The organism is Undibacterium sp. GW821-FHT11B02 (genome assembly GCF_058808955.1).
Genome location: NZ_JBXASD010000002.1, coordinates 590,022 through 604,853 on the forward strand (window position 1 = coordinate 590,022; position 14,832 = coordinate 604,853).

25 protein-coding genes are annotated in these 14,832 nt (G+C 52.3%); 21 read left to right on the plus strand and 4 right to left on the minus strand.

What is annotated here, in order from left to right; genetic code table 11:
• From AC1RVX_RS05855 to AC1RVX_RS05890, 8 genes are all read left to right on the plus strand, one after another.
• Entirely contained in the window at positions 1 to 666 is a 666-nt protein-coding gene (locus AC1RVX_RS05855) for a hypothetical protein (RefSeq protein WP_493215628.1), read from the plus strand.
• Between the two features lie 33 nt (positions 667 to 699).
• Entirely contained in the window at positions 700 to 1,875 is a 1,176-nt protein-coding gene (locus tag AC1RVX_RS05860; RefSeq protein WP_493215629.1) for a phage tail sheath protein, read from the plus strand.
• A gap of 26 nt (positions 1,876 to 1,901) precedes the next feature.
• A complete protein-coding gene (locus AC1RVX_RS05865; RefSeq protein WP_493215630.1) occupies positions 1,902 to 2,411 on the plus strand; it encodes a phage major tail tube protein in 510 nt (169 codons plus the stop codon).
• A 52-nt stretch (positions 2,412 to 2,463) separates the two neighbouring features.
• A complete protein-coding gene (locus AC1RVX_RS05870; protein WP_493215631.1) occupies positions 2,464 to 2,784 on the plus strand; it encodes a phage tail assembly protein in 321 nt (106 codons plus the stop codon).
• A gap of 8 nt (positions 2,785 to 2,792) precedes the next feature.
• The gene (locus AC1RVX_RS05875) at positions 2,793 to 2,906 is read left to right on the plus strand and encodes a GpE family phage tail protein (protein ID WP_493215632.1); all 114 of its coding nucleotides are present in this window, start codon (positions 2,793 to 2,795) and stop codon (positions 2,904 to 2,906) included.
• Between the two features lie 61 nt (positions 2,907 to 2,967).
• On the plus strand, positions 2,968 to 5,766 hold the full coding sequence (locus AC1RVX_RS05880) for a phage tail tape measure protein (protein WP_493215633.1): 2,799 nt from the start codon (positions 2,968 to 2,970) through the stop codon (positions 5,764 to 5,766).
• Between the two features lie 20 nt (positions 5,767 to 5,786).
• Positions 5,787 to 6,239 carry a phage tail protein gene (locus AC1RVX_RS05885; protein WP_493215634.1) on the plus strand — a complete coding sequence of 151 codons (453 nt, stop codon included), beginning with the start codon at positions 5,787 to 5,789 and terminating at the stop codon, positions 6,237 to 6,239.
• On the plus strand, positions 6,236 to 7,225 hold the full coding sequence (locus tag AC1RVX_RS05890; RefSeq protein ID WP_493215635.1) for a contractile injection system protein, VgrG/Pvc8 family: 990 nt from the start codon (positions 6,236 to 6,238) through the stop codon (positions 7,223 to 7,225). Before AC1RVX_RS05885 ends, AC1RVX_RS05890 begins: the two co-directional genes overlap by 4 nt.
• 59 nt (positions 7,226 to 7,284) lie before the next feature.
• Here AC1RVX_RS05890 and AC1RVX_RS05895 read toward each other — a convergent pair whose 3' ends face one another.
• The 4 genes from AC1RVX_RS05895 to AC1RVX_RS05910 form a co-directional block, all read right to left on the minus strand.
• Positions 7,285 to 7,716, minus strand: coding sequence for a hypothetical protein (locus AC1RVX_RS05895; protein ID WP_493215636.1), 432 nt, complete (start codon positions 7,714 to 7,716; stop codon positions 7,285 to 7,287).
• 59 nt (positions 7,717 to 7,775) lie between these two features.
• Complete coding sequence (locus tag AC1RVX_RS05900; RefSeq protein ID WP_493215637.1) at positions 7,776 to 8,453, minus strand: hypothetical protein; 678 nt, start codon at positions 8,451 to 8,453, stop codon at positions 7,776 to 7,778.
• Positions 8,454 to 8,626: 173 nt separating this feature from the next.
• Positions 8,627 to 8,971 carry a hypothetical protein gene (locus AC1RVX_RS05905; RefSeq protein WP_493215638.1) on the minus strand — a complete coding sequence of 115 codons (345 nt, stop codon included), beginning with the start codon at positions 8,969 to 8,971 and terminating at the stop codon, positions 8,627 to 8,629.
• Between the two features lie 3 nt (positions 8,972 to 8,974).
• A complete protein-coding gene (locus AC1RVX_RS05910; protein WP_493215639.1) occupies positions 8,975 to 9,388 on the minus strand; it encodes a helix-turn-helix domain-containing protein in 414 nt (137 codons plus the stop codon).
• Positions 9,389 to 9,466: 78 nt separating this feature from the next.
• Between AC1RVX_RS05910 and AC1RVX_RS05915 the strand changes: the two genes are divergently transcribed.
• The 13 genes from AC1RVX_RS05915 to AC1RVX_RS05975 all read left to right on the plus strand — a co-directional run bounded on the left by AC1RVX_RS05915 (position 9,467) and on the right by AC1RVX_RS05975 (position 14,817).
• Positions 9,467 to 9,679, plus strand: a complete 213-nt coding sequence (locus AC1RVX_RS05915; RefSeq protein ID WP_493215640.1) for a hypothetical protein — start codon at positions 9,467 to 9,469, stop codon at positions 9,677 to 9,679.
• A gap of 8 nt (positions 9,680 to 9,687) precedes the next feature.
• Positions 9,688 to 9,882, plus strand: coding sequence for a hypothetical protein (locus tag AC1RVX_RS05920; RefSeq protein WP_493215641.1), 195 nt, complete (start codon positions 9,688 to 9,690; stop codon positions 9,880 to 9,882).
• Between the two features lie 42 nt (positions 9,883 to 9,924).
• The gene (locus AC1RVX_RS05925; RefSeq protein ID WP_493215642.1) at positions 9,925 to 10,128 is read left to right on the plus strand and encodes a hypothetical protein; all 204 of its coding nucleotides are present in this window, start codon (positions 9,925 to 9,927) and stop codon (positions 10,126 to 10,128) included.
• Positions 10,125 to 10,385 (plus strand): Ogr/Delta-like zinc finger protein, encoded by a 261-nt coding sequence (locus AC1RVX_RS05930; RefSeq protein WP_493215643.1) that lies wholly within the window; start codon positions 10,125 to 10,127, stop codon positions 10,383 to 10,385. The genes AC1RVX_RS05925 and AC1RVX_RS05930 overlap by 4 nt, the downstream gene beginning before the upstream one ends.
• A 109-nt stretch (positions 10,386 to 10,494) precedes the next feature.
• Entirely contained in the window at positions 10,495 to 10,650 is a 156-nt protein-coding gene (locus AC1RVX_RS05935; RefSeq protein ID WP_493215644.1) for a hypothetical protein, read from the plus strand.
• A 2-nt stretch (positions 10,651 to 10,652) separates the two neighbouring features.
• Positions 10,653 to 10,826, plus strand: coding sequence for a hypothetical protein (locus AC1RVX_RS05940; RefSeq protein WP_493215645.1), 174 nt, complete (start codon positions 10,653 to 10,655; stop codon positions 10,824 to 10,826).
• Entirely contained in the window at positions 10,810 to 10,995 is a 186-nt protein-coding gene (locus AC1RVX_RS05945) for a hypothetical protein (protein WP_493215646.1), read from the plus strand. Before AC1RVX_RS05940 ends, AC1RVX_RS05945 begins: the two co-directional genes overlap by 17 nt.
• A gap of 25 nt (positions 10,996 to 11,020) precedes the next feature.
• The gene (locus AC1RVX_RS05950) at positions 11,021 to 11,293 is read left to right on the plus strand and encodes a hypothetical protein (RefSeq protein WP_493215647.1); all 273 of its coding nucleotides are present in this window, start codon (positions 11,021 to 11,023) and stop codon (positions 11,291 to 11,293) included.
• 6 nt (positions 11,294 to 11,299) lie between these two features.
• Positions 11,300 to 11,548, plus strand: a complete 249-nt coding sequence (locus tag AC1RVX_RS05955; RefSeq protein WP_493215648.1) for a hypothetical protein — start codon at positions 11,300 to 11,302, stop codon at positions 11,546 to 11,548.
• The gene (locus AC1RVX_RS05960) at positions 11,548 to 14,250 is read left to right on the plus strand and encodes a toprim domain-containing protein (RefSeq protein WP_493215649.1); all 2,703 of its coding nucleotides are present in this window, start codon (positions 11,548 to 11,550) and stop codon (positions 14,248 to 14,250) included. The genes AC1RVX_RS05955 and AC1RVX_RS05960 overlap by 1 nt, the downstream gene beginning before the upstream one ends.
• Positions 14,247 to 14,393: a hypothetical protein gene (locus AC1RVX_RS05965; RefSeq protein WP_493215650.1), complete on the plus strand. Its 147-nt coding sequence runs from the start codon at positions 14,247 to 14,249 to the stop codon at positions 14,391 to 14,393. Before AC1RVX_RS05960 ends, AC1RVX_RS05965 begins: the two co-directional genes overlap by 4 nt.
• On the plus strand, positions 14,390 to 14,557 hold the full coding sequence (locus AC1RVX_RS05970; RefSeq protein WP_493215651.1) for a hypothetical protein: 168 nt from the start codon (positions 14,390 to 14,392) through the stop codon (positions 14,555 to 14,557). Before AC1RVX_RS05965 ends, AC1RVX_RS05970 begins: the two co-directional genes overlap by 4 nt.
• Positions 14,554 to 14,817: a hypothetical protein gene (locus AC1RVX_RS05975; protein ID WP_493215652.1), complete on the plus strand. Its 264-nt coding sequence runs from the start codon at positions 14,554 to 14,556 to the stop codon at positions 14,815 to 14,817. The genes AC1RVX_RS05970 and AC1RVX_RS05975 overlap by 4 nt, the downstream gene beginning before the upstream one ends.
• The last annotated feature ends 15 nt before the right edge of the window (positions 14,818 to 14,832 follow it).

The window sequence follows — 14,832 nt, forward strand, 5'->3', positions numbered from 1 at the left end:
ATGACACAACTCATTGTAGACACAGCCAATCAAATCACCGGCTACACCCAGGACGACAACCTGCAGGCATGGGACGGTGTGCGCCTGGTACCCGCGCCGGACGACTTTACCCCGGCCTTGCTGGCGCACTACCTGGTCAAAGTGTCCAAGGGCAAGACAACAATCACCCTGAACATGGATACAGCACTGGCCGCCGCCAAAGCAAGCCGCTGCGCAGGTATCAAGGCTGAAGCCGCGCAACTGATTGCCGCCACAGACTGGAAGCTACAACGCGCCCAGGAGCGTGACGCCGCAGGCTGGGGCAGTCTGGCCGACATTGACCAGGTGCTGGCAGAACGGGAGGCAATTCGACGCTCAAGCAGCGCCGCAGAGCTGGCCGTCAATGCCATGACGGATATCACAGCCATACAAGCCTTCACCTGGTCGGTGGACGTGGCCGTACCAGCCCCCAACCGCATCACTCGCGGAGAATTCTTAGACCGTTTCAGCAAAGAAGAAACCGCCGCCATTCTGGCTGCTGCAGACGCCAACGCCAGCTTAAAGGCATGGGTCATGCGTCTGGAGAATTCAGACTGGATCAAACCAGCCGAAGCCGCCCCCGGCTTGCAGGCGCTGGAAATCGCCGGGCTGATCCAGCCTGGCCGCGCTGCAGCCATCCTTGCCTGACGTTTAAATTTATTCACCACAGGAGCCACACAAATGCCCGCAACAACTTATCACCATGGCGTGCGCGTCATCGAAATCAACGAAGGCACACGCCCAATCCGTACCGTTTCCACGGCTGTCATTGGCCTGGTAGCCACGGCTGACGATGCAGACGCAACAGTATTCCCACTCAATACGCCGGTGCTGCTGACCAATATTCAAGCGTCTATTGCCAAGGCGGGTAACACCGGCACCTTAGCCCGCACGCTGGACGCCATTGCACAACAAACCAACCCTGTCACTATTGTTGTGCGGGTTGCCAGTGATGTGGATGAGGCCGCACAAACCGCTAATGTGGTCGGCACCGTAACGCCCAGCGGCCAGTACACAGGCGTCAAGGCTTTGCTGGCCGCCCAAACCAAGTTTGGTATCAAGCCCCGCATTCTGGGCGCGCCTGGTCTCGATACGCAAGCCGTCACCACCGAGCTGGCCGCCGTCGCCCAAAAGCTGCGCGCCTTTGTGTACGCCAGCGCCTGGGGCGCACAGACCAAGGAGGCAGCGATTGCCTACCGCCAGCACTTCGGCCAGCGCGAAGTCATGATCATCTGGCCAGACTTTGTGCACTTTGATACCGCCGCCAGTGCCAGCGCATCCATCCCCGCCGTAGCCTATGCGCTGGGCTTGCGCGCCAAGATCGACAATGACACTGGCTGGCACAAGTCTTTATCCAATGTCGTCGTCAATGGCCCTACTGGGATAGCGCGGGACGTGTTCTGGGATCTGCAATCATCAGCCACAGATGCCGGTGTCTTGAACGCTGCAGGCGTCACCACCCTGATCAACAAAACCGGTTACCGATTCTGGGGTAGCCGCACAGCCGAGGAAGCCGAGTTCTTCTTTTTTGAAAACTACACCCGCACCGCGCAAGTGCTGGCCGACACCATAGCCGAAGTGCATTTTACTTACGTGGACAAGCCCATGCACCCGTCCTTGGTACGTGACTTGATCGAATCCATCAATGCCAAATTCCGCGCCCTTAAAACGGCGGGCCTGATCATTGACGGCAAAGCCTGGTTCGATGCCGCAGCCAACAGCAAGGATTCGCTGAAGATAGGCTCACTGACAATTGACTACGATTACACACCCGTACCACCAGTCGAAGACCTGGTATTGCAACAACGCATCACTGACCGTTACCTGGCTGACTTTGCCAAGCAAATCACCAACTAATTCAACCATAACCACTGGAGTAAAACATGGGATTACCTAGCAAATTAAAGGACTTCAATCTGTTCAATGACGGCAAGTCTTATCTGGGCCAGGTGCCAGAACTGACCTTGCCCAAGCTGTCACGCAAGATGGAAGACTATATCGCCGGTGGCATGTCCGGCCCCATTGAAATTGATTTCCATAACGAAAAAATAGAACTCGACTGGACTGCAGGCGGCTTGCTGGAAGATGCGCTCTTGCAATATGGCATCACCACCCACAACGGCGTGCAACTGCGTTTCGCCGGGGCTTACCAGAATGATGACACCGCCGAAGTCACCGCCGTGGAAGTGGTGGTCCGTGGCCGCCATAAAGAGATAGAAATGGGCAATGCCAAGATGGGCGACAAGAACGACCACAAATATAAAACCACCTGCAGCTATTACAAATTGGTCATCAATGGCCAGGACATCATAGAACTGGATTTTATTAATGGCGTGGAACTCGTTGGCGGCATAGACCGCCGCGCCGAACTGCGCGCCGCCATCGGCATGTAAGCAGCAAACCAGTATCGCAAACCGCCAATTACTTTAAACAGAAAGCAACACCATGACAACAGCACAAGCATCCGAAAACACCATCACTAACAAAACCATCACCCTGGATGAACCCATCAAACGCGGTGAAATGCAAATTACAGAAATCACCCTGCGCAAACCAAACGCAGGCGAGTTGCGCGGCGTCTCGCTGGTGGAGCTGGCTAATCTGAACGTGGCCGCCTTGCAGCAAATCTTGCCACGCATCACCAGCCCGATACTGACCAAACAAGATGTCAGCAACCTTGACCCGGCTGACTTGATGGAACTGGGTGCAGAGGTGGCCGCTTTTTTTATCAAGAAAGCGGACCGCATGGCATACCTGAAAGAGTAGAAGACGCTATGGCAGATGTGGCCGTGGTGTTCCACTGGCCACCGTCTGCCATGAATGAATTAAGTCTTTTGGAATTAATGGACTGGCGCGAACGCGCCAGAGTCAGAAGCGGTGTGGAGTAACAATAAGTGGAGCGAAATAACGATGTCTGAACGAGATTTAAAATTGCAGGTTATTTTTAGCATGATAGAGAAAGTCACCGCTCCGCTTAAATCCATACAAAAGGAAAGCAGCGCCAGCGGCAAGGCGCTGAAAGCCTTGCGCGACAAATTAAAAGAGCTGGACACCCAACAAAAGAGCGTGACCAGTTTCCGGCAAATGCATACCGGATTACGCGAAACTGGCGGGCGACTGGATGCGGCCCGCCTGAAGGTCAAAGAGCTGGCCGAACAACTGGCCGCCACAGAAAAGCCCACGCGAGCGATGACGCGAGAGTTTAACCGCGCCACGACTGCCGCCAGGCTGATCAAAGAACAACACCAGCGCGAAAGCCAGCAATTACAAGTCTTACGCGACAAGCTGCACGCTGCAGGCGTCAGCACCAGCAATTTAAGCAGCCATGAACGTACCCTGCGCAACAGCATCACCAGTACCAATAGCCAGATCGACGCCCAAAAGACCAAACTGGCCGAGCTGGCCAAGCGACATGAACAAGTGACAGCAGCAAAACAACGCATGGAAAAAACCCGCATGGCCGCCTCCAATGCCAAGGCCACCGGCTTTGATATGGTGATGACAGGCACGGCCATAGGCATGCCCATGGTCAAATCCCTGGGCGAATCCAAACACTTTGAAACCGAGATCCAGCGCATCCACGCCCTGGGCTTAGGTGAAAAAACCGCTGCCGACGCCATCCAGTACAGCCAGGCCATGAAAACCTACGGCACCAGCAGCCTGGAAAACTTGGAACTGATGCGCGATTCGCTCACGGTATTTGCCGACCTGCACCATGCACAAATGGTTTTACCTACTCTGGCCAAGATGAAATTTGCCAATGCCGCGTTTTATGGGGAGGAAGAAGGCGCAGAAAAAGGCCAGACCTTCATGAACATGCTGAAGGTTATCGAACTGCGCGGCGGCCTGGCCAATCAACAAAAGTTTGAACATGAAGCCAACCTTGTGCAAAAGGTACTCACCGCCACCGGTGGCCGCGTTGGCCCCAATGAATGGCTGAACTTTATCAAGACCGGCGGCGTGGCGGCCAAATCCCTGCAGGATGAAGCCTTCTTTTACAAAATGGAACCGCTGATACAAGAAATGGGCGGTAACCGGGTCGGTACCGGGCTGATGTCGGCTTATGCCAACCTGTACCAGGGCAAGACCACAGTACGCGCCGCGCAAGAGATGGGCAGGCTGGATCTGCTGGATACCAGCAAGGTGGAATACAACAAGATAGGCATGATCAAACAAATCAAGCCAGGTGCGCTGGCCGGTGGCGATTTGCTGAAGACTGACCCCATGGCCTGGCTGGAAACGGTGTTGCTGCCCAAACTGGCCGCCAAGGGCATCACTGACCAGGAGCGGATTAAAGATAGCATTGCCACCATCATGACCAACCGCACGGCGTCTAACCTGTTCACGCAAATGTATTTGCAGCGTGAGCAGATCCACAAAAACGCCAGGTTAAACGCCGGTGCAGACGATATCGATACCCTGGACAAGCGCGGTAAAACGACATCCAGAGGGCAAGAGCTGGAAGCCCTCGCCAAAATACGTAGCGCCCAGAAAGAAATAGGCGAACAGATATTACCCATCTACAGCGCCGCCCTGCAAAAGCTGGCCAGTGGTTTAAAAACCGTCACTACCTTTATGAAAGAACACAGCACCATCACCAAAGTGCTGGCGGTGGGCTTTGCGGGCCTGGCTGCAACTCTGGTCGTGATGGGTGGTGCCACCATCATGCTGGCAACCTTGCTGGGGCCGCTGGCCATGGTGCGTTTTGGGATGGTGATGCTGGGTATCAGGGGCGGTTTGCTGGCTGCTACCTTTACCCGGCTGGGGGCAACCTTTGCGCGTATTGGCCCCTTCCTGGCACGCGTAGGGGGCTGGCTGCGTGGTTTGTTGCCTGCTGTGCGTCTGGCGGGTAACGCGGTCATATGGCTGGGGCGTGCCTTCCTGGTGGCGGGCCGGTTCTTGTTGCTGAATCCCATTGGTCTGGCTATCACCGCCATTGCGGTGGCGGCTTACCTGATCTATCGCAACTGGGGCAAGGTCAGCGCCTTCTTCATAGGACTATGGGGCGAGGTCAAACAAGCCTTTAACGGCGGCATCACGGGTATGAGCGCATTTGTGCTCAACTGGAACCCCTTGGGCCTGTTCCACCGCGCTATGGCGGGCGTATTGGGATACTTTGGGATCAACATCCCGGCCAGGTTCACCGAGTTTGGCAGCTTCATGATGAATGGCCTGGTGAATGGCATCACCAGCGCCGCTGCCACCGTGCGCGACACCATCAGCAACGTGGCAGACAATGTAGTGTCCTGGTTTAAAGAAAAGCTGGGCATTCATTCCCCCAGCGTAGTGTTTGCCGAGCTGGGGCAATTCACCATGCAAGGGCTGTCGATAGGCATAGAAAAGGCCCAGGCGCTGCCGTTGGACAAACTTAGCGGCGTGACCCGGCAAATGACGGCTATCGGCACTGGCATGGCCCTCAGTGCCACCATGACACCAGCCTTTGCACAATTGCCACCGTCCTTATTCAACCAGCAGCCAGCCGCCATGGTGCAGTTTGCTGCACAACAGCCGGAACTAACTCGCCAGGCAGCGCCTTTGCAGTTTGACCGCCGCCCGCCAGTGGCACAGCAAACCAGCGCACCTGGCAACACTTACCACAGTGCGGACAGCATCCAGATTGTCATTAACCCACCTGCAGGCATTGACCCGCAAGCGATAGCCAAGGCCGTAGCCGCCGAGCTGGACAGGCGCGAACGACAAAAGAGCCAGCAGCGCCGGTCTGCCATGCATGACTATGACGAAAGCTAACCAACGAAGGACACAGCACCATGATGATGAGTTTAGGCCAGTTTGTTTTTAGCCTGCCTACCGCTGCCTATCAAGAGTTTCAACGCCAGAGCGAATGGAAGCACCCCAACACCAGCCGCGTGGGGGAACGTGATGCCCACCAGTACATCGGCCCCGGTGACGACACCATTACCCTGTCCGGCTGGATGGCCCCGGCCTTTGCGGGTGACCCGGCATCTTTGGACGACTTGCGCGAGATGGCCGACGTGGGTGACGCCTATGTGCTGGTGGAAGGCACCGGGCGTATCTATGGGCAATTTGTAATCACGCACCTGACAGAAGGCAAAAGCATCTTCTTTGAGGATGGTTTGCCACAACGCATAGAGTTCTCACTGAGTTTGAAGCGCGTAGACCTGGGCGACCAGGTGGACCCGCATACCGGCCAGCCAGACAGTGAAGACGTAATTGATTGGGAAGAGATAGACTTAGCATGACGACTTACCATAAACCGGCATTCGCCATCACCCTGGACGGCCAGGACATCACCAACAAAATCTATCCGCGCCTGGTCAGCCTGACATTGACCGAGGCACGAGAAAACGCCGTGGATGAACTCAACATCACCATAGACGACAGTGATGGCCGCGTGGCGATACCGCGTAAAGGCGTCAAGATTACTTTGCAGCTTGGCTGGCAAAACAGTCCTTTGGTGGACAAAGGCACTTTCGTGGTGGATGAAGTGGAACACGAAGGCGCACCAGACATGCTGGTCCTGCGCGCCCGCAGTGCAGAAATGGCCAAACCAGTACGCACCCGTAAAGACCGTAGCTTTGATCAACAGACCGTGGGCGATATTGTGGGACAGATTGCCAGGGATAATGGACTGACACCCAAGGTCAGCCAGAGCCTGCAGGGAAAAATCATTGACCACATCGACCAGACCAATGAATCCGATGTGAATTTTTTAAACCGGCTGGGGAAACGCTTTGATGCCGTCGCCACCGTCAAGAAAGATGCGCTGCTCTTCTTGCCCATTGATGAGGGCAGCAACAGCAAAGGCGAAAGCCTGCCCACCATCACACTGGAACGCCGCGACGGTGATAAACATCGCTACCACACCGCCAGCCGTGACGCTTACAGCGGGGTGCGGGCGCAATGGCATGACGCTAACGATGCCAAAGAAAAGAGTGAGCTGATAGGCGAAGACGACAACCCCAAACGCCTGCGGCATACCTATGCCAATCAGGAAGCGGCAGAGGAAGCAGCCAAGGCGGAATGGAACCGGGTGGAGCGTGGTAAGGCGACTTTGCAATTTACCTTGGCCTTGGGTAGGCCGGATGTGACGCCCATGATGGGTGTACGCATTCCCGGCTTAAAAGCACCTATCGGGGATACGGACTGGATCATCATCAAAACCACCCACAGCCTGAGCGCGCAGGGATTTACTACTCAGCTTGAAATGGAAACAAGGAAAGATTAGGAAGAAAGGATTTGCGAATTAAGCCATTTAAATCATGGCTTTGATGTTTACTCATTTTTTTAAGGAGTTTTAGCCTGGACATACTCGTGATACCGAAATAGCCAATGGAACCCAAGTGCGCCGACAACTAACACTGCCTGAATATTCCCCAAAAAACCAACGCCAGGCGGTGATGAAATCAAGCCAACATTCACAGCATATAAAATACCAGTGACAGCGCTACTACTTACAGCAAGACTACCAATAATGAAAATACGTAAATGGCTTTCGGGATTTGAACTTGAGGTGGCAGCACGAAAATTTTCCCTCAGAATTGAAACGTATAGAAATGTTGCCATGAATCCCCATTCCGACAACGTCCACCAGGAAACATATTTACCGTCCAGAGTGCGACTACTGTATGCGCCAAGAAAAATCAGACAAATAAAAATTGGCGTGAGCAAATAGACTGTTTCAGCAAATGAAAACAAAAGCGCTTTAAATTTATGCATAAAAATATTTAAATGAACGAAGAAATTGGATGCAACATAGGTTTAAAGAGATATCAGAATCAATGCCTGCCGTTAGTGGGTATTTCCCAGTAGGATGGCGCGTCACCCGGCGCATCCATGCATTGCCGAATAATGCCATCAGCCATTCTTACCGTACTACCGATAGAATGATTTTTACCGTCAAAGTGACAATTTTCATCTGCAGGCCTTTCACTGATAATTTTTTCCGGTACGCTTTTTTCAGGCGATGCAAACAGTATGAAAGTGGCTTCAGTGATGAGCATCAGCACCATCAAGCCAAACAGGACGTGCAATTTGAAATTGGTCTTTTTCAGCAGTACGGCATTTGTATGGCAAGTTTCGCAGGGAATTTCTTTGATTTGGATAGGTGCTAGTTGGTCTGTTTGTTCAGTTACCACGTCTTCACCCGTAAATTCTGCCTGCCGTTTATCGAGAATTTCACAGGCATCCATAAATTTGTTGCGCGGGAAATTATCCATGTTTGTAGCGCCAAATTTGGTCAGCAATTCGCGGTAAATTTCTAAATGACCCAATCCAGATACTGCAATCAAATCTTTTACTTTTTTGGTAATCGTATTGCGCTGCAGTCTGGTCAGATGTTTTTCTTCTTCGCCGCCCAGGTTGACAGTCATTACATTATTCAACGACGGCCCAATCTTTGAATCACCCATTACAACCTGACCAATATCACCTTTAAACTCATTGTTTTTCGTCATTACCAACTCATATAGATCAACAGCATATGCTGTTTTAAATAACTGCTTTTAATTTAACTGTAGGCATGTCGCGTGCGTCTGACTGATCAAACTCACCCAGCTCTGGTATGTCAGCGTCTAACAGGTCAGAAACCCGGCGCAAGTCGATATACAGCGCCGCCCGGACTGCTGGGTTATTCGCTTGTATTGGTCTTGTGACTCGACCCGTGAATAGATTCCAGATAAGTAACTTGAGAACTAACAATCATGGTGCTGTTAGCTTCGATAAATTCCTCATCAATGCAGGCGGGGTTGCCTCTTTTTGCTTTTTCTTCTTGCTCAACAAGGTGCATGTGGTACCGGATCGTGCCGACCTTTCGGCCTTCTTTTTTACATAAAGAACGATGCGCAATCCCTTGGTAAAACCAACTGAAGAATCCTAGCCCGATGAGAACAAGGACGCCCAGAACGGTATTCCAAAGCCCATAACACAGGCCGCATATGGCAACTATGACGATGGCAACCGGTACGACAAGCACTGATTATCCCTTGGTTTTATTGTTGAAAACGAATGTTTGAGGTGTAGTAATATCGCCTTTCACAACTTGACCAACACCGCCATGAAAGACATTTCGCGGACCGTCTTTTACTGGGCTCACTCCGCCAATCAGAGCAATTACACCAGCTTGACCACGTTGGTCCAGTTTTCTGAATCCTGCTAAAAGTTCGTTCTCTATTGACGCTAAACTTTCAGCAGCCCTTGATCCTGTAAGCACATACATCACATCCACACCTGCTTTGAGCAGAGCACATAAATAGTCAGCGTCGGGGCTTCTTTCCCCGCTTTCATAGTTCATTTGAGCATTTTTCTTAACACCGCCCAAAATCGCAAAATCTATCTGGTTCAGACCCAAGCGCTTGCGCTCATCTCGTAACCTATCCCCTAAATCACTCATATGAATCTCAAAATAGTTGACAAGTCCTCATTTGAGGACTATATTCACGTTACTCCTAACGTAACACAATGATACAACATGTCCATTGACACTCACACATCGTTCCGGCGTGCCGCAAGAATTAAAAAGGCTACTCGTACGCCAATCAGCCTATCCCCGGAAGAGTTTGCGCAGGCAAATGCCTATGCCACAGCCGAGGAACGTTCTTTAGCCTCCTTCCTTCGTGTCATGTACCTGCGTGGCCTGAAGGACTACGAGCATCAACTCAACAGCGCCCAACAACCAGGATAGGACACGTCATGTATCTAGACCCTAAGCGCCTTAAAAATAACAAACTCACTTTGCGTTTTGACGACTATGAGTTTGATTTAGTCATGGCCATTGCCAAGTATCAAGGTGAGCAGCCTGCTGCACTGTTGCGCGAGCTGGTGCTGAAAGAAGCCGCCTCCATGCTTGATCAAGATGGCAATCCTATAGTAGCGACAAAGTCATAATTTTGACAGTCGCCAACGAGTCACTTTTAAGCCGCCGAGAAGATGCCCGAACTGAATACCGAATTGAACGACGAAGAATTAGCAATGCTTGAAACGGTGCGTATTCAATGGGGCTTGCGTGATCTGGATGAAACGGCTGAATTCTTGGCCAAGCGCGCCTTGCGTTTAGGCGCGAAGAGAATGACAGGCCAAAGCCGTTCCATGTTTTTAGTACCACCTGCTGAATTAGAAAGGACAACGGAATGAGAGTAATCGGTTTGCCTTGCCCTCATTGCGCACAGCGCGTGCGTGCCATCAAAAGCCGCACGATGTCGCCAATGTTTAAAGAAATTACCTATCGCTGCAATAACGAGGAATGCGGCCACGTCTTTGTGGCGGGCCTTGAAGTGCTGCGCACGCTGTCCTTGTCAGCTACGCCTGACTACAAGGTCAGAATTCCTATTTCAAGACATGTCAGACAGTCCGCCTTGAATCAGCTATCGCTGAATTTATCGGTCGGGTGACGCTGCCCCCAGTCACACCAGCAGCACCAGTTTAACCACTCTTATTTAATCAACATGCCTGTTTTCAGGCATGAGGGACTTTTTTTGCCTAAATCTTTTGGAGGCCACCATGCGTTTGACATTTGCAACCCGTTTTGTACTGGCACGGGAAATACACAAAGAGCTTGTTTCATCCCGTCGCGGCCCAATGATCAGCCGTCTGTATAGCCTGACGCTGATTGGCGAAATGATTCACGACCTGGGCGGCATGGCCGGGGAATGGTGAGCATGAAACAGCCTGAAGACAAATTCACCATAGATGCCTTCACCAAGCCTGGCCGTGGCCGCCCACGTAAAGCCAACGCCAAGACAGCAGCCCAGCGCGCCAGAGAATACCGCGACCGGCTAAAAGAGCGTCAATTCAACTTCCTGAGAGGCAAGCGTAATGAAATTACCGGATAACGTGTTTGTGGCCCTGATGGGGGCCATCGGTACCGAGCTGGCGCAAACCATGCGACTGCATGCAATTGCTGAACGTCTGGAAGACGTGGAGGCAGAGCAAGCCTATACCAAAAAGTTACGCCTGCTGGAAGAAGCCCGCAGCCTGCTCAATGTTGAGCAGTTTCATTAATTTCCGTGACGCGTCACACAAAATCATGCCTATCCCAACTACGACCGATGACGAGCTGCGCAAGGTGCACGCTGCTTTACGCATTACGGTGCCATTTGAGCAAATGCCACAGCTTTTACGCCATAGCCTGGAAATGGTGGCGCATTGCTGGCGTGGCCGTGTGCCGGCGCATTTGTTTGGTGTTCCGGCCACGGCATCTGGGCAACGCCGCGATGTCAAGCCCACCCATGGCCTGCCGACATCCGCTAGCCACCCCATAAATGACTTTAAACGCCGCGCCAGCGGTGACTTTGATTGAATGAATATGAATACCACATCCTATCTTTTAGATTTACCTGAGCGCGACCGTCAGCCCATCATCAAAATGGTGACGATGCTGTATCCCAGCGAGTTACACGCATTGAAAGACAAGCTGATCAGCGTATTGGCCGAAGTTGATCATATTGAGCCAACTGAGAAAGAAGTATTTGAAGGTCTGTGCATGCTCGTAGCCAGCATCAAGCGCGCCATCAATGACATAGAAACAGCAGACGGCAGCAAGGTGGACGCGTAATGGATTCATCGCTGCACCACGAAATTATGCAACGTCTGGATGAATTTAAATTCAAGCCAGAAAAGCAAGGCATGCTGCGCGGCGGAGAATGCCCGTCTTGCAAGAAAAAAGAACTCTACACCTATGCAGACAACCCATGGGTGTTGCGTTGTGGCCGCCTGAACAATTGCGGCGAGACTTTCCACGTCAAGGAACTGTACCCGGATCTGTTTGATAACTGGTCTGATCGTTACCCGGCTACACCAGAGAACAAGAACCCCAACATAGCCGCAGACGCCTATATGCAGCATGGGCGCGGCTTTGACTTGGCCAAGGTTCAGGGGATGTATACGCAAGAGTATTACCAGGACTATGAGCTAAAGATCGGCAGCGCGACCGTGCGTTTCCCATTTGGTAACGGCTATTGGGAAAGGATCATTGACCAGCCGCACCGCTTTGGCAAGAAGAAGGCCAATTTCAAAACCGGCATGAAGTATTACGGCTCCTGGTGGAAGCCTGACCCGGTGGTAATTCAAGACGTTAAGGAATTGTGGCTCGTAGAAGGCATTTTTGACGCGCTGGCGCTGATGCACCACGACATCCCAGCCGTTGCCCTGGGCAGTTGCAATAACTACCCGGACGAGGCGCTACGCAACTATGCCGCATCGCGTGGCAATCAAGATTGTGTGTTGGTGTGGGCGCTGGACGGTGACACTGCAGGGCGTAGCTTTAGCAAGAAGCATGTGGAAAAGGCGAAGGCTGCGGGCTGGGAGTGTGTGGCGGCACAGATACCACAGCAAGGTAAGAATAAGATTGACTGGAATGATGCCCACCAGCGTGACGCGCTGACTGAGAAGGATATCGAGCAATACCGCTATCACGGTGATTTGCTGCTGGCCAGAACGCCTACCGAGAAGGCTTTGCTGATCTATAAGCATGAAGGCGACCAGACAGAATTCTATTTTGATTTTGGTAACCGCCTGTTCTGGTTCCGTCTGGATCTTGAAAGGTACAACAAGGCCAGGGAACAGCAAGACAACAGCGAAGAGGCAAAAAGCCTGTCGGAATATGCCTTGCGTGACCAGGCGCTGGTGACATCTTGCACCGTACGGGAAATTGCCAATTGTTTGCCGAAGGCGCTGTATTTTCAGGAAAACCTGATTACGAATGAGAGTTGGTATTACTTCCGGGTGACTTTCCCGCACGACGGCAAGCCAGTCAAGAACACGTTTACTGCGGCGCAGATTGCGTGTTCTGCGGAATTTAATAAACGTCTGTTGGGTATGGCCGGTGGGGCTATGTACAACGGCAGCAGTAACCAGTTAAAGCGCATTCTGGCCGATCAGCTTTACAACATCAAGCGCGTGGACACGATTGATTACATAGGTTACAGCCTTGAACACGGTTGTTATGTGCTGGGTGACGTGGCAATGAAAGACGGCGTGTTGAATGAAGTCAACGGCGAAGACTTCTTTGATATCGGCAAGCTGTCGATCAAATCACTGAATAAATCCGTGCACCTGACCATTAACCGCGACCGCAACGACTACCGCACCGACTGGCCGGGCTTGATCTGGACAGCTTTTGGGGCAAAAGGGCTGGTCGCGCTCACTTTCTGGTTTGGATCGCTGTTTGCCGAACAGATCCGGGCAAAACAATCGTCTTATCCCTTCCTGGAGGTGGTGGGCGAAGCCGGGGCAGGTAAATCAACCCTGATTGAATTCCTGTGGAAACTGTTTGGCCGCAATGGCTATGAAGGCTTTGACCCCAGCAAATCCAGCCTGGCCGCCCGGGCGCGTAACTTTAGCCAGGTATCGGGCTTGCCGGTAGTGCTGATTGAATCTGACCGTGAACGCATGGGTGACGACAAAAGCCACGTCAAATCTTTTGATTGGGACGAACTGAAGACCGCCTATAACGGGCGCAGTACGCGGGCCAGGGGTATGGCGACCGGTGGCAATGAGACTTACGAGCCGCCTTTCCGGGGTTCTATCGTGATATCGCAAAACAACCCGGTGAATGCGTCTGAGGCGATTTTGTCACGCATTGTGCACTTGTATTTTGACCGGTCTACGCAGACTGCCGCGTCCGGAGAGGCAGCGGACAAGCTGAAGTATATGTCTGTGGAACAGGTTTCAGGCTTCATTCTGGCCGCCACCAAGCGCGAGAAAGCGATTATGGAGCTGGTGGGTACGAATACGCCCGCATACCTGAAAGAACTGCGCCAAAACGCGAATATCAAGATGCCACGCTTGGTAGAAACCCACGCCCAGATGCTGGCACTGGCTGATGCTTTGGCGCTGGTAGTGAAGCTGTCTGAATCGCAACAGGCCGCATTAAAAGCGCAGATTGTGACCATGGCCGAGGAGCGTCAGCAAGTCATCAATAACGACCATATCCTGGTGCAGGAATTCTGGGAAGCCTTCGACTACCTGGACAACGGCGCTATGTCGATCCTGAATCATTCGCGTGACACTGGCCTGATCGCCGTGAATCTGAACCACTTCCTGCAGGTGGCCACCGAGAAACGCCAACAGGTGCCGCCATTGCGCGACCTGAAAAAAGTACTGAAGACCAGCAGCCACCGCAAATTTATAGAGGCAAACAGGGTAGTGAATAGTGTCCTGCGCTGCACGGAATCCAAAGTTGCAACCCCGGCTGTCTCCGTTAAATGCTGGGTGTTCCAGCGTGAAAAATCACCACTGAAAGGACAGAACAAATGAGTTTCCGAGTCAAAGTAAAAACCGACATAGGCGAGTTTCAATACTTCGCCATCGCCCCAGAGGCCGGTGCCGTGTTCGACGCTGCCTATGATTTTTGGGGCGCCTGTGGCGTTACCGTGAACCCGGTGAGGGGTGATCAATGATTGTTGCCAAACACCGTATTTTGCAGGTATTCGCCATCACTTACGCCCCAGGCAAGGGTAACGCCGACCGCTGCAAAGAAGTGGCTGAAACGCTGGGTATCGATGCTGAAACCGTGGCCGCGATTGTGGCCGAGGTTGTGGATAACACCGTGGGGGAAATATGAACAATCAACAACAAATCGAAAAACAGAAATTCACGGCTCCATGCGAAACGCTGCTGATCACGGGCATGACGTTTCAGGAAATAGATGCACAACTCTGGATAACAGTAAAACGATTAAAACAAAAAATCAAAATCGAACGCAAGAAAGCCAGATGGGCAATGAAGCAAAAACGGTTTTACAGCGGTCGGGTGCACATCGCTAAAGCCAATTCGTACAAGTATGCGCTGGATCAGTTGTATCGCTGGTTCTGCCCGTTTTAATCCAGATCCACACCA